Annotated in this window: 14 protein-coding genes; 7 read left to right on the top strand and 7 right to left on the bottom strand. The window is 61.8% G+C overall.

Going from position 1 to position 12,196, the window contains the following annotated elements; all coding sequences use genetic code 11:
• Window positions 1-739 precede the first annotated feature (739 nt).
• A complete protein-coding gene (locus FHX10_RS24715) occupies window positions 740-1,186 on the top strand; it encodes a hypothetical protein (RefSeq protein WP_184390449.1) in 447 nt (148 codons plus the stop codon).
• A gap of 67 nt (window positions 1,187-1,253) precedes the next feature.
• Here the strand turns inward: FHX10_RS24715 and FHX10_RS24710 are convergent, their stop codons facing one another.
• Complete coding sequence (locus FHX10_RS24710; protein WP_047614411.1) at window positions 1,254-1,964, bottom strand: glutathione S-transferase family protein; 711 nt, start codon at window positions 1,962-1,964, stop codon at window positions 1,254-1,256.
• Window positions 1,965-2,175: 211 nt separating this feature from the next.
• Between FHX10_RS24710 and FHX10_RS24705 the strand changes: the two genes are divergently transcribed.
• Complete coding sequence (locus FHX10_RS24705) at window positions 2,176-2,613, top strand: DoxX family protein (RefSeq protein WP_047613788.1); 438 nt, start codon at window positions 2,176-2,178, stop codon at window positions 2,611-2,613.
• 81 nt (window positions 2,614-2,694) lie between these two features.
• Here the strand turns inward: FHX10_RS24705 and hisG are convergent, their stop codons facing one another.
• From hisG to hisS, 3 genes are all read right to left on the bottom strand, one after another.
• Complete coding sequence (hisG, locus tag FHX10_RS24700; protein ID WP_047613787.1) at window positions 2,695-3,390, bottom strand: ATP phosphoribosyltransferase; 696 nt, start codon at window positions 3,388-3,390, stop codon at window positions 2,695-2,697.
• Window positions 3,387-4,508, bottom strand: a complete 1,122-nt coding sequence (locus FHX10_RS24695) for an ATP phosphoribosyltransferase regulatory subunit (RefSeq protein ID WP_097595307.1) — start codon at window positions 4,506-4,508, stop codon at window positions 3,387-3,389. Before FHX10_RS24695 ends, hisG begins: the two co-directional genes overlap by 4 nt.
• 180 nt (window positions 4,509-4,688) lie before the next feature.
• Window positions 4,689-6,260 (bottom strand): histidine--tRNA ligase, encoded by a 1,572-nt coding sequence (gene hisS, locus FHX10_RS24690; protein WP_097595308.1) that lies wholly within the window; start codon window positions 6,258-6,260, stop codon window positions 4,689-4,691.
• 129 nt (window positions 6,261-6,389) lie between these two features.
• Here hisS and FHX10_RS24685 point away from each other — a divergent pair, with 129 nt between their 5' ends.
• The 3 genes from FHX10_RS24685 (at window position 6,390) to FHX10_RS24675 (ending at window position 8,009) form a co-directional block, all read left to right on the top strand.
• Window positions 6,390-7,151 carry a hypothetical protein gene (locus tag FHX10_RS24685; RefSeq protein ID WP_184390446.1) on the top strand — a complete coding sequence of 254 codons (762 nt, stop codon included), beginning with the start codon at window positions 6,390-6,392 and terminating at the stop codon, window positions 7,149-7,151.
• A gap of 57 nt (window positions 7,152-7,208) precedes the next feature.
• Window positions 7,209-7,574, top strand: coding sequence for a hypothetical protein (locus tag FHX10_RS24680; protein ID WP_097542878.1), 366 nt, complete (start codon window positions 7,209-7,211; stop codon window positions 7,572-7,574).
• 75 nt (window positions 7,575-7,649) lie between these two features.
• Window positions 7,650-8,009 carry a DUF305 domain-containing protein gene (locus FHX10_RS24675; RefSeq protein WP_047613783.1) on the top strand — a complete coding sequence of 120 codons (360 nt, stop codon included), beginning with the start codon at window positions 7,650-7,652 and terminating at the stop codon, window positions 8,007-8,009.
• Between the two features lie 65 nt (window positions 8,010-8,074).
• Here the strand turns inward: FHX10_RS24675 and FHX10_RS24670 are convergent, their stop codons facing one another.
• Complete coding sequence (locus FHX10_RS24670; protein WP_184390444.1) at window positions 8,075-9,124, bottom strand: aldo/keto reductase; 1,050 nt, start codon at window positions 9,122-9,124, stop codon at window positions 8,075-8,077.
• Between the two features lie 236 nt (window positions 9,125-9,360).
• Here FHX10_RS24670 and FHX10_RS24665 point away from each other — a divergent pair, with 236 nt between their 5' ends.
• The gene (locus FHX10_RS24665) at window positions 9,361-10,065 is read left to right on the top strand and encodes an HAD family hydrolase (RefSeq protein ID WP_047613781.1); all 705 of its coding nucleotides are present in this window, start codon (window positions 9,361-9,363) and stop codon (window positions 10,063-10,065) included.
• Window positions 10,066-10,069: 4 nt separating this feature from the next.
• On the opposite strand, the gene FHX10_RS24660 is transcribed toward FHX10_RS24665, so the two are convergent.
• Window positions 10,070-10,573 (bottom strand): hypothetical protein, encoded by a 504-nt coding sequence (locus tag FHX10_RS24660; protein ID WP_047615319.1) that lies wholly within the window; start codon window positions 10,571-10,573, stop codon window positions 10,070-10,072.
• Window positions 10,570-11,199 carry a DNA-3-methyladenine glycosylase I gene (locus tag FHX10_RS24655; protein WP_184390441.1) on the bottom strand — a complete coding sequence of 210 codons (630 nt, stop codon included), beginning with the start codon at window positions 11,197-11,199 and terminating at the stop codon, window positions 10,570-10,572. Before FHX10_RS24655 ends, FHX10_RS24660 begins: the two co-directional genes overlap by 4 nt.
• A 246-nt stretch (window positions 11,200-11,445) precedes the next feature.
• On the opposite strand from FHX10_RS24655, the gene FHX10_RS24650 reads away from it, so the two are divergent.
• On the top strand, window positions 11,446-12,195 hold the full coding sequence (locus FHX10_RS24650; RefSeq protein ID WP_127430560.1) for a L,D-transpeptidase: 750 nt from the start codon (window positions 11,446-11,448) through the stop codon (window positions 12,193-12,195).
• Window position 12,196 lies beyond the last annotated feature (1 nt).

Raw genomic sequence — 12,196 nt, 5'->3', positions numbered from 1 at the left:
ATCATCTAAGATGGTTCAGCGCGTCAAGCGCGCTGAACTGGCGGTATGGACATGATGTGATAGGCGAAAGCCTGCACTGACACCATTCCGGCATCCGGAACAGGAAGGGCGGCCCTTGGGTCGCCCTTTTCGTTTCCCTTACGGCACCGCCGATGTCTTTTCAGCCGCTTCCGATTTCAGGAATGATGCAGCGGCGATTCGACCACGCGGCACGCCCGATTCAGCTGATCAACCCATCTAACCAGCCGTCTATTGCCCGCCCCCGGGCCGAAGCTTGCGTGAAGCTTGCGTCGCTGCACCTTTGCAGTATGCCGACATCGGTGCGAGATCGCGGCGTTGCCGTGCCGTTTCCGGCCTCCGCATCAGGTGAAAACGCTTCCAATGCCCTCGAAGATGATCCTCCACCGCCGATTCTCCTGAAATGTCCCGGAAGCGCGGCCTCACGAGAAATGATCCCGATCCGAATACCCCTTAAAAAGCCGTTGCCGTTTGTCCAAAAGCTCCTATAAATCCGCGCTGCAATTAAAGTGCGCCCGGCGATAATTTTTCGCTAATAGACGAGGTCGGAGCGCGAAACGGCGATACGCGAATGTTCGGCTTCAACGGCTCCGCTTCCGGAGCCCCTGAACGCCATGGCGATTGCCGGATGGGCGGACATCATGTCCGCAGCGACATGATCCTGTTTCTTTGTGTTTGCCGAACGTGCGGCGGAGAAGCCGCATGCGAACGGGAGAACGCCTTGTTTAAGATCGCCAAAGCCAATGCAGCCCTGCCCCTGATGCCCGGCTCGCTTGAGGACGCCAATCAAAATCACGAGATGCTGGCGCAGTTTTCCATCTCCGAAAGCTGGATCGGAGATTTGTCGAGCGGCATGCTCCGCCTCGGCGAATGGAGCGGCATGCTGCACGGCCTCTCCGCACAGGAATGCGGGCTGTTAAGCCTGATCCGCTGCTACGATACCAAAGACCGCAGCCACATATTGGAGCTGTTCGAACAGGCGGCGACGCTCAATTCCTCCTTCTGTTTTTCGACGACGATCATCATGCGGAATGGCTTCCGCCAGCCGCTGTTCTGCATGGGCGAGTCGAACGGGCTCGAAGAGAAATACAGCGGCAGCATGTCCGGCGTCTTCATCTTCCCGCGTTTCAAGCTTGAAGGCGCAAGGCAGATCACAAGCCGCCGATAAAAACCGCCAGCGCAAAGAAAAGGCCGCTCTCAAGGGCGGCCTTCGGCATTTCCGGTCGGCCTCTCCGTTATTCCGGCTTGACGGGTATGTTGAGGCCCTTCGCACTTGCCGGACGGGCGATGCAGCGCTCCAGCCAATCCGAGACGGCGGGGAATTTCGCATATTCCAGAACCTCGCGGCCGCCATAGAAGATATCGGCGCCGCGAACCCAGGTGAAGGTGGTGATGTCGGCGATCGTATAGAGATCGCCCATGATCCACTGGCGGCCCTTCAGCCGGTCTTCGAGCACGCCGAGCAGACGTTTGGACTCGTCGCGATAACGCTCCACCGGGTAGGAATTGTTGGCGACCTTGTCGGCGGCGAATTTGTAGAAATGCCCGAACTGGCCGAACATCGGACCGATGCCCGCCATCTGGAAAAACACCCATTGGATGGTTTCGTAGCGGCCGGCAGCATCGGCAGGGATGAGCTTGCCGGTCTTTTCCGCGAGATAAAGCAGGATGGCGCCGGATTCGAAAAGGCCGATCGGCTTGCCGTCCGGGCCATTCGGATCGATGATCGCCGGGATGCGGCCGTTCGGGTTGAGAGATTCGAATTCCGGCGACTTCTGCTCGTTGGCGGCGAAGGAAACATAATGCGGCTCGTAGGCGAGACCGAGTTCTTCGAGGGCGACGGAAACCTTCACCCCGTTCGGCGTCTGCAGCGAATAGAGCTGGATGATGTCGGGATTTTTCGCCGGCCAGCGCGTGGTGATCGGAAATGCGGAAAGATCTGCCATCGGAATCTCCATGTTGGGCGCCGACCATAAAAGACCGGGCTCGGTAAAGGCAAGCCGCGGCGACCAGGAGATCGTTCCATATTGTTGAACGATCTGTCCGCTTCCGTTTATCTTTCCACAACGAAGGAAAAGAGCGACATAGAAGCATCCGAGGTCCAACCGGTGCCGGGGCACCAAGATCTCCAGAGCCAATCAAACGGAGACAACGTCCATGTCAAACAACGTCATCATCCTGATCGCCCGTATCCTTCTTTCCTTCATGTTCATCTTCGCCGGCTTCGGCAAGCTGACCGATCCGGCATCGACCGCCGGCATGATCGCCGGCGCCGGCCTGCCGGCTTCCACCGCGCTCACCTATCTCGCCGGCCTGTTCGAGCTTGCAACCGGCCTTGCCGTGCTCGTCGGCTTCCAGGTCCGCATCGTCGGCTGGCTGCTTGCCGTCTTCTGCGTCTTTACCGGCTTCGTCTTCCACTTCTCGCCGATCAACGTTCCTGATTTCCCGGCCGCCGCTAACGCCTGGCTGAGCGGCCTGAACTTCGTCAACTTCATGAAGAACATCACGCTCGCCGGCGCCTATATCATGCTCGCCACCAATGGCGCAGGCGCCTACTCGCTCGACGCCCGCCGCGGCGCCTACGCAACGGCCTGACACCAGCAGACATCCTCCCAGAAACAGAAAACCCGCCGTCATCCGACGGCGGGTTTTTCTTGTGCCGTTATGTAGCCGAGATCAGAGGGCGGCGCGCACCGCATCGATGATCGCCTGCACCGCCGGTTCGTCGGCATGGCTCTCCTTGCGGGCGCGCACGAGGCAGGCCTGCGAATGCAGGATGACGCCGTCCTGGAGCACCTTCAGGTGGTTGGCGCGCAATGTCGAGCCGGTGGAGGTGATATCGACGATGATGTCAGCCGAGCCTGCGGCGGGAGCGCCCTCGGTGGCCCCCAGGCTTTCGACGATGCGATAAAGCTGGATGCCGTGCTGGCTCGAAAAGAACTGCTGGGTCAGCCGCCAGTATTTGGTGGCGATAGCAAGCCGCCTGGAGTGGCGGGCGCGGAAATCGGCGGCGACATCGACGAGATCGGCCATGGTGTCGACATCCAGCCAGATCTCCGGCACGGCGACGACGACATCGGCATGGCCGAAACCGAGCCGGGCGCAGAATTCGACGCGCTTGTCGATCTCGGCAAAACCCTCCCGCATCAGATCCTCGCCGGTGACGCCGAAATCGACGCTGCCGTTGCCGATTTCGCGAGAGATTTCGGAAGCCGACAGGAAGGCGACTTCCACATCGTCCCAGCCTTCGACGCGGCCGCGATAGGAGCGGTCGTTACCAACAGCCGAGATCGGCATGCCGGCACGCTCGAAGATCGCCGAAGCGTCGTCCTTCATCCGGCCCTTGGAAGGAAGCGCAATGGTGATGGTCATGCGGCTGCCCTTTCGGTTTCGATACGGTCGAGCCAGAAGGAGAAGCCGACGGCCGGAATGCGGTCCGTGGCGCCGAGGAAGGTCAGCAGCCGATCGAAGCGACCGCCGCCGGCGAGCACCGCGCTCGAGCCTTCCACCGTCACCTCGAAGACGAGGCCGGTGTAATAATCGAGCGGCCGTCCGAAGGCGGCGCGGTAGTCGAGGCAGGAAAGATCGACGCCGGCATTGGCAAGGGCTGCGACCCGGCCATTGAAGCGGGCGAGCGCGTTGCCGAGTTTCAGGCCAGCAGCATCGGCGAAACCGGCAAGGGCCGCGGACGCGTTGATGAGCGGCACGTCGAGCGACAGGAACTCTTCCAGCACCTGGAAGGCCGCATCGTCGAGGCGGGTTTCGGAGAGGATCAGCTTTTCCTTGAGGCGCCGGGCGATCTCCAGGGGCGAGCGGCTGGCATTCGTCGAATAGCCGGTCTTCTGCATCTCCCGCTCGAGATGGACGACCAGCGCCTGCTCGTCGCCGGATGCGACCAGCCTGGCAATATCATCGTCCAGGCCAGTGACGAATTGCGGGCTGACGAGGCTGGCCAGCAGCGCTTCCAGCTGCGTCATGTTGCCGAAGGCATGGATCAGGCGCTTCTGCCAGCCGAGCGGCAGGCCGAGCGCCTGGACGACGGCCTCGAACACTGCCTGGTCGCCCAATGTCACCGACAGTCGCCGGCCCGGCAGCAGGCGGGCGAGGATGCCGGTGGCATCGCCGATGGCGCGGGCGTCGGCGTTTGACAGGTCGATATCGCCGAGATCCTCGATGCCGGCCTGGTAGAATTCATTGGCGCCGTCACGGCGCTGGCGGAAAACCTCGCCGAGATAGGCATAACGCTTCGGCGTACCGGTCGCCGTCTCGATGTGGCGCAGACAGACGGGAATGGTGAATTCTGGACGCAGGCAAAGGCTGGCGCCGGTTTCACTCTCCGTCATGAAGATGCGGCGGCGCAGATCCTCACCGGCGATGTCCAGGAAAGGTTCGGCCGGCTGAATGACAGGCGTATCGATGCGCTCGGCGTTGCGCGCGGTAAATTCGGCCAGCAGGTCGTTGCAGAATTCAGGGAGGTTGATCAGGGGCATCGGCTTGACTTCCCTCTTCTCCCCAGCGGGGAGAAGATGCCCGACAGGGCAGATGAAGGGGATGAGGAGTGTAAACGACGAATGTCCTGGGCGGCGAGCGAAGAACAGCTTCTACCGTGGCGCGCCCTCATCCGACCCTGCGGGCCACCTTCTCCCCGAGGGGAGAAGGGGAGATCTCTCTCAAATGTCGTCATCTGTGTCACCGGCTTGAGCGGGATCATATGAAGTTTCTAAGCCGGAGCTAGCCCTCTTCCGATCCTCAGCCTGCGCAGCAAGGATTTCCTTCACCTTGGCCACAAGGTCGGCTTCCGGCACCGTCTCCTGCGCCACGCGCGCTTCGCGCCAGCTGGCATTGTCTTCGATCTCGCCGGAGAGCCGCTTGCCTTCGATCAGATCCTTGATCTGCACGACGCCTTCGGCGCGCTCGTCGCCGCCCTGGATGATGGCGACAGGGCAGCCGCGGCGGTCGGCATATTTCAGCTGATTGCCGAACTTCTTCCAGTTGCCCTGGAACATCTCGGCGCGGATGCCGGCGGCGCGCAGTTCCTGGGTCATGCGCTGGTAGCGGCCCATCGCTTCGACATCACCGTCCATGACGGTCACCAGCACCGGCTCGATGACTTCGCTGGCGCCAAGCTTGCCGAGGTTCTTCAGCGCCGTCATCAGGCGGGAGACGCCGATCGAAAAGCCCGTCGCCGGAACCGGCTGTCCCATGAAGCGGGAGACGAGGCCATCATAACGGCCTCCGCCGCCGACCGAACCGAAGACGACCTTTTCGCCCTTTTCATTGGTGACGTCGAAGCTGAGTTCGGCCTCATAGACCGGGCCGGTATAATATTCGAGGCCGCGCACGACCGAGGGATCGATCTTGATCCGGTCGGCTTGATAGCCGGCGCTGGTGACGAGCGCTGCTATGAAATTCAGCTCCTCGACGCCTTCGCCACCCCTCGAGGTTCCCGCAACGAGCTCGGCGAGGCGTTGAGCGCTTTCGGCATAATCCTTGATGCCGACGAAAAACAGCACCTTGTCGATCTGCTCCTGATCAAGCCCGGCGCCCTTGGTGAAATCGCCGGATTCATCCTTGCGGCCGGGGCCGAGCAGCAATGCCACGCCTTCCGGGCCGAACTTGTCGAGCTTGTCGATGGCACGCAGCACGTTGAGCCGCTGGCCGGCCTTGTCGTCGCCGCCGAGGCCGATCGCCTCGAGCACGCCGTCCAAGACCTTGCGGTTGTTGACGCGGATGACATAGTCACCGCGCTTGATGCCGAGGGCCTCAAGCGTGTCGGCCATCATCATGCACATTTCGGCATCGGCCTGAACACCCGGCGCGCCGACCGTATCGGCATCGAACTGCATGAACTGGCGGAAGCGGCCGGGGCCCGGCTTCTCGTTGCGGAAGACGTAACCGGCGCGATAGGTGCGGTAGGGAAGCTGGATCTCGTTGAAATTCTCGGCGACATGACGGGCGAGCGGCGCCGTCAGGTCGTAACGCAGCGACATCCATTGCTCGTCGTCATCCTGCAGGGAGAAGACACCCTCGTTCGGCCGGTCGCTGTCGGGCAGAAACTTGCCGAGCGCATCGGTATATTCGAACAGCGGCGTTTCGAGCGGATCGAAACCATAATGCTCATAGACTTCCCGGATCTTTGCCGTCATCTCGTTGACGGCGCGGATATCGGTGGCCGTGCGGTCGACGAAGCCGCGCGGCAGGCGGGCCTTGAGCTTTTGCGGTTTCTTCTGCTTGTCGTTCATTTCCGGGAATTCCGCTGACTGTGACAGTGGCGGTTTCCTAACCGATCGGGCGGGGAGCGGCAAGGGCGAAGGGTCTTGATGCCGCAGGGAGTATCGATTGAACCGGAGGCATCCATCAGAAATGCGGATATGCTCATGATCGCTGAAGCGCTTCTCTATGCCGCGACCTTGCCGCTGACCGGCAAGCCGCATCGAAAGTTCATCCGCTATTCCGTCAATCTGTGGTCGCGGGCCGGGCGCTGTGCGGCGGATTGGGCCGAACATGAGGAAAAGAGCCGGACTGCGATCCGCGCGGCTGCGGCCGGTCTCAGTCAGAAGCGGACCGCCGTCGTGCTCGGTTCCGGTCTGTTGCGGGACGTGCCGATCGAGGAACTGGCGCGCGATTTCGATACCGTCGTGCTGGTCGATCTCGTTCACCTCGCATCGGTGCGCCTGTGGCTGTCGGCCAAGGGCTATCGCAATGTCCGACTGATCGAGCGCGACCTCTCCGGCTATGACGACCTTGCCGCCGGCCGGCAGCCCGAACCGCTCGGCTTCCTCAGGAGCGTGCCCTATCTCGATCTGGTGGTTTCGGCCAACCTCTTGTCGCAGATCGGTCGCGGTGTGAAACGGCGCTCGGAGGCCGAGGCCGGGCGAATGCCCGAAGACACGGTGGAAAGGCTGATCGCGGCGCATCTGACCGGGCTTTCGGGCCTCCCCTGCCGCGGCTGCCTGGTGACCGACATCGCCTATGCCGTCATCGACCGCAACGGCAGGACGCATGAGGAGGCCGACCTGCTGCATGGCGTATTGCCGCCGCCGGCAAAAGCTACCTGGACATGGCCGGTGGCGCCGCTCGGCGAAGAGAGCAAGGATTACCGGATCGAGCACAAGGTCATTGCCAGCTGGTGATCAGGATGTGATCGCCGGTCGGCTTGGCTTGCATCAGTCATTCGCCTATAAAACAGCATGCGCATGCTCGCCCTCATCGTGATGTTTCTCGGCTGGCTGGTCTACAGCGCCATGTCCGCATGGGCAGGCTGTCCGACCTGCGCATCGATGAATGCACCGGTTGCCGTCGAAACCGGCATGCATCACGAAATGCACGGCATGGCTATGTCCGAGGCGGCGGGCAAGACTGAACCCTCGAAAGGCCCCTGCGCCGGCGGCAATTCCGCGCATATGCCGCTTTGCGCCGCCTGCCTGCTGTTGCCACCGGCGGTGACGGTCATGGCCAGCGGTAAGTCCATTTTCGGTTATCCCGACCCCGCGCTTGCCCGCGCCCTCGACGACGACAAACCGACACCACAGTCGCCGCCTCCGCGATTGTCCTGACACCATAGCAATCCATGCCAATCGGGTGGCTCAGCCGCCCGGCAAACCTATTGTCAGACAGAGGAAGGAACTCTCATGTCTTTGAAAATCATCGCCCTCACCGCCATGCTCGCCATCATTGCCGCTCCCGTCCTTGCCGAAGACAAACCGATGGATATGAGCAAGCCGATGGGCAATCACGATGCGGCAAGCCACGCCTTCAGCGAGGCCAATGCCAAGATGCACAAGGATATGATGATCGAGTATAGCGGCGATGCCGATGCGGATTTCGTCCGCGGCATGATCCCGCACCATCAGGGCGCGATCGATATGGCCAGGATCGAGCTTCAATATGGAAAAGATCCCGATATCCGAAAGCTCGCCGAAGCCGTCATCAAGGCACAGGAAGCCGAGATCGCTGAGATGACCGCCTGGCTCAAGGCCCACGGCAAATAATCGATCGTGGATGAAAAGGGGAACGCCGGGATGTCAGGCGTTCCCCAAGACTTATGTTGGCGAGGTCAGTCCTTCGGCTCGAAATCGGCCGGGCGGCGGCCGGCGCCCTGTCGGGCCAGCATCCAGCCGGGATATTCGGGCGCAAGCGCGCTCACCTCGTCGAGCTTCTTCATATCGTCTTCATCGAGCTTCAGCTTGACGGCGGCAAGGTTCTGGTCGAGCTGGTCGACACGCTTGGCGCCGATGATGACTGTGGTGACGAAGGGCTTGGCGAGGATATAGGCGAGTGCCACGGTGGCGACGCCGACGCCGTGCTTTTCGGCGACTTCGCGCATGACGGCGACGCAGGCCCAGGCCTTGTCCTTGTCGACCGGCGGGAAATCAAAACTGGCGCGGCGGCCCTCGCCGTTGCCGGGCGCGCCGGGACCATACTTGCCGGAGAGCAGTCCGCCGGCGAGCGGCGACCAGACCATCAGGCCGAGCTTCTCCTCCTGCATCATCGGCACGATGTCGCGTTCGAGGTCACGGCCGGCGATGGAATAATAGGCCTGCACGGTTTCGAAACGGGCAAAGCTGCGGCGTTCGGACAGGCCGAGCGCCTTGGAGATGCGCCAGGCCTGCCAGTTGGAGACGCCGATGTAGCGCACCAGGCCGCGGGAGACGAGATCGTCGAAGGCGCGCAGCGTCTCATCGATCGGCGTCACCGTATCGGTCGCGTGGATCTGATAGAGGTCGATGTGATCGGTCTGCAGGCGCTCGAGGCTCGCCTCGACGGAATCCATGATGTGGCCGCGCGAGGCGCCGCGGTCGTTCGGCTTGTCGCCCATCACACCATAGACCTTGGTGGCGATGACGACGTCCTTGCGTGGGATGTCGAGGTTCTTCAGCGCCTGGCCGAGCAGCCTTTCGGACTCGCCGGCCGAATAGACATCGGCCGTGTCGATGAAATTGACGCCCGAAGCAAGCGAGCGTTCGACGATCCGGTCGGCGGCATTCTGGTCGACATCGGCGATGGCGCCCCACATGCTGCCTTGCTTGGCTTCACCGAAGGTCATGGTGCCCAAGCAGATTTCCGAGACGAAAAGTCCCGTATTTCCGAGCTGGTTGTAACGCATGGTGGAAAAATTCCTTTGTGTCTGCCGCAAGAGGGCTTGCGAACCGCTGAACTTCATTTTTTGATTATTGGCCTGCGCGCGACAGGCACAGCCGTGGCTGGCTGCAGGGTGAGGCAAAGTGCATTTAGTGCGGCAGCGGCGCTTTTCAACGCTGCGCCCAACCGTGCCGAAGACGACGCCCTTGTCTCGACACAGGCAGCCGATAGATTGCCGGCCATATTTTAAGAGGTGCGCATATGACGACGCGACCACTGACGACGATCGGCTTCGATGCCGACGATACACTCTGGCAAAACGAACAATATTACCGACTGACGGAAGCGCATTTCACCAGGCTTCTTGCCGATTTCGCCGAAGGACCGAAGATTTCCGAGCGGCTGCTGGAGGCCGAGAAACGCAATCTTCGCCACTACGGCTTCGGCATCAAGGGTTTCACGCTGTCGATGATCGAGACGGCGATCGAAATCACCGAGGGCAAGGTTCCCTCGGGCGTGATCGCCAAGATCCTTGATATCGGCCGCGAACTCCTCTCCCATCCCGTCGAAACCATGCCGCATGTGCGCGACACGCTGGAGGGGCTTGCCGGCAAGTACCTGCTTGTCATGATCACGAAGGGCGATCTCTTCGATCAGGAGCGCAAGCTTGCCCAATCCGGGCTCGGAGATTTCTTCGATGCCGTCGAGATCGTCTCCGACAAGACCGCTGTCACCTATCGGCGCATCTTCGCCAAGGTCGGCGACGGGCCGGAGCGGGCGATGATGGTCGGCAATTCGCTGAAATCGGACATCGTGCCGGCAATCGCCGCCGGCAGCTACGGCGTCTTCGTGCCGCACGAACTCACCTGGGTGCTGGAGCATGTCGATGAACCGAAAGAAGCGCCGCGTTTCCGCAAGATCGGCCATCTCGGCGAATTGCGCGAACTGATCGACCGGCTCGGCTAGAGCCTCATTGCTTGGCAGGCGCCTTCGGAAACAGCGATGGGCGTTCGGGCTCGGCCGGCGGTTGCGGCGGTTGTGGGGCGGCCGCCAAGGGCTCGATCAGGATGCTGAACGGAGCGCCGAGGCCGCGGCGCGGCGAGACCTTGGAATAATAGGGACGCAGCAGCCAGGTGGCGTCTTCCTTGACCGTCGTCTCGAAGCTCATGCCATCCTCGTCGGTGCCGAAGAAGGCCTCGTCATCCGGCTTCGACAGGTCGAAGATCGCCAGGAAGGCAAATTTGCTCTTGGTGGAAAAACTGACCTTCACGTGCTGGCCGGTGCGCACCGGCAGCGTATAGACATGGCTATTGCCGAACTTCGTCCAGCCCTTCAGCTGCATGGTGACGGCCGGGAATTGCAGCTTCTCCAGCTTCTCGCCGGGATCGAGCTGCGGTGTCTGCGCCATGGCGGAGACCGGCAGGAAAAACAGGGCAGCGGCTGTTATCAATATTCTCACGGACAGATCTTTCATGGACGGACCAGGGCGCAGCGCATCGCCTCGACCTCGGGCCGGCAGAAGCAGCCTTCCAGATGATCGTTGACGAGACCCATCGCCTGCATGAAAGCATAAACTGTGGTCGGGCCGACAAAGGTCCAGCCGCGTTTCTTCAGATCCTTCGAAATAATGACCGATGTCGGCGTCGTCGGATTGGCGACGATATGCTCGCGGTCGACCACAACAGGCCGCTCGTTATGGCCCGGCTCGTAGCGCCAGAAATAATGGGCGAGCGAGCCGAACTCGTCCCTGAGGGCGATCGCGCGCTTGGCATTGTTGATGGTCGAGACGATCTTGCCGCGATGGCGGATGATGCCGGCATCGCCAAGGCAGCGAGCGACATCCTCGTCGCCGAAGAGAGCGACCTTGTCGAAATCGAAGCCTGAAAAGGCGGCGCGGAAATTCTCGCGCTTGCGCAGGATCGTCAGCCAGGAAAGGCCGGACTGGAAGCCTTCGAGGCAGATCTTCTCGAAGAGGCGGATGTCGTCAGTGACGGGGCGGCCCCACTCCTCGTCATGATAGCGGAGGTAATCGGGCAGATTGGCGTGCCAGTGGCAGCGGCTCCTGCCGTCCTCGCCGATGATGATGCCTGTCGCGCTCATGATCCTTCATTCTGCGGGGATCCGCTTCGTTCACCGTGCATGATTCCGGCTTTACCATTTGCAAACCGTCTTTCCAAACCGAACGGTAACCCTGACGAAAAGTTTATCCGGTCGGTCGGCTTTTCATGAATCGATCTTTACCATTCGCTGGCGGATAGAGTGGCAGCGTCTTTGCGGGCGGAACATGTCCGCCCGGGCGGAGAAGTCCCGCCAGCCATTTTCGGTCATTTGTAGAGAGTTCGTCCGATGATGAAACAGCTTGTTCTTGCCGCAGCCCTCTTCGGCATTGTCTCCACGGCCGCCCTTGCAGACGACCGCTACGCCACCCGTCCGCCGGTCGTGCTCAGCCCGGATCTGACGGCGCCCTGGATCAACCAGCTCGGCGGCGGCGCGGTTCGACCCGTCGTCTATCAGCGGCCGGTCATCCGGCAGCCGCAGCGCGGAATCTTCCAGCGCCGCGCGCTGCGCCAGGCGCCGCAGGCCGCACCGCAGACCGTTTCGGCGATCAATCCCGGCATCCCGTCGATCCGCCGTCCGATCGAGCCGCAATTCCTGCCGCAGATGGTCGATTACGATACCACGGAAAAGCCCGGCACGATCGTCATCGATACCAACAACCGCTTCCTCTATCTGGTGATGGAAGGCGGCAAGGCAAGGCGCTACGGCGTCGGCGTCGGCAAGCCCGGCTTCGAATGGGCCGGCGCCCACAAGATCACCCGCAAAACGGAATGGCCGGACTGGACGCCGCCTTCCGAAATGATCAGCCGCGAAGCCGCCAAGGGCCATTACCTGCCGGCGCGCATGGACGGCGGCCCGGAAAACCCGCTCGGCGCCCGCGCCATGTATCTCGGCTCGACGCTTTACCGCATCCACGGCACCAACGCGCCCTGGTCGATCGGCAGCGCCGTCTCCTCGGGCTGCATCCGCCTGCGCAACGAAGACGTCGTCGACCTCTATGACCGCGTCAGCGTCGGAACCCGCGTCATCGTCATGTAAC

Source organism: Rhizobium sp. BK591, from assembly GCF_014195045.1.
GTDB lineage: Bacteria > Pseudomonadota > Alphaproteobacteria > Rhizobiales > Rhizobiaceae > Rhizobium > Rhizobium anhuiense.
The sequence above is the reverse complement of the archived record's forward strand: the minus strand, read 5'-3'. Positions and strand labels throughout refer to the sequence as shown.

Excerpts from the sequence above, each read along its gene's own strand:
- FHX10_RS24710 (WP_047614411.1), bottom strand. The coding sequence starts at position 1,964 with ATGGCAGATCTTTCCGCATTTCCGATCACCACGCGCTGGCCGGCGAAA.
- FHX10_RS24705 (WP_047613788.1), top strand. The coding sequence starts at position 2,176 with ATGTCAAACAACGTCATCATCCTGATCGCCCGTATCCTTCTTTCCTTC.
- hisG (WP_047613787.1), bottom strand. The coding sequence starts at position 3,390 with ATGACCATCACCATTGCGCTTCCTTCCAAGGGCCGGATGAAGGACGAC.
- FHX10_RS24695 (WP_097595307.1), bottom strand. The coding sequence starts at position 4,508 with ATGCCCCTGATCAACCTCCCTGAATTCTGCAACGACCTGCTGGCCGAA.
- hisS (WP_097595308.1), bottom strand. The coding sequence starts at position 6,260 with ATGAACGACAAGCAGAAGAAACCGCAAAAGCTCAAGGCCCGCCTGCCG.
- FHX10_RS24685 (WP_184390446.1), top strand. The coding sequence starts at position 6,390 with ATGCTCATGATCGCTGAAGCGCTTCTCTATGCCGCGACCTTGCCGCTG.
- FHX10_RS24680 (WP_097542878.1), top strand. The coding sequence starts at position 7,209 with ATGCGCATGCTCGCCCTCATCGTGATGTTTCTCGGCTGGCTGGTCTAC.
- FHX10_RS24675 (WP_047613783.1), top strand. The coding sequence starts at position 7,650 with ATGTCTTTGAAAATCATCGCCCTCACCGCCATGCTCGCCATCATTGCC.
- FHX10_RS24670 (WP_184390444.1), bottom strand. The coding sequence starts at position 9,124 with ATGCGTTACAACCAGCTCGGAAATACGGGACTTTTCGTCTCGGAAATC.
- FHX10_RS24665 (WP_047613781.1), top strand. The coding sequence starts at position 9,361 with ATGACGACGCGACCACTGACGACGATCGGCTTCGATGCCGACGATACA.
- FHX10_RS24660 (WP_047615319.1), bottom strand. The coding sequence starts at position 10,573 with ATGAAAGATCTGTCCGTGAGAATATTGATAACAGCCGCTGCCCTGTTT.
- FHX10_RS24655 (WP_184390441.1), bottom strand. The coding sequence starts at position 11,199 with ATGAGCGCGACAGGCATCATCATCGGCGAGGACGGCAGGAGCCGCTGC.
- FHX10_RS24650 (WP_127430560.1), top strand. The coding sequence starts at position 11,446 with ATGATGAAACAGCTTGTTCTTGCCGCAGCCCTCTTCGGCATTGTCTCC.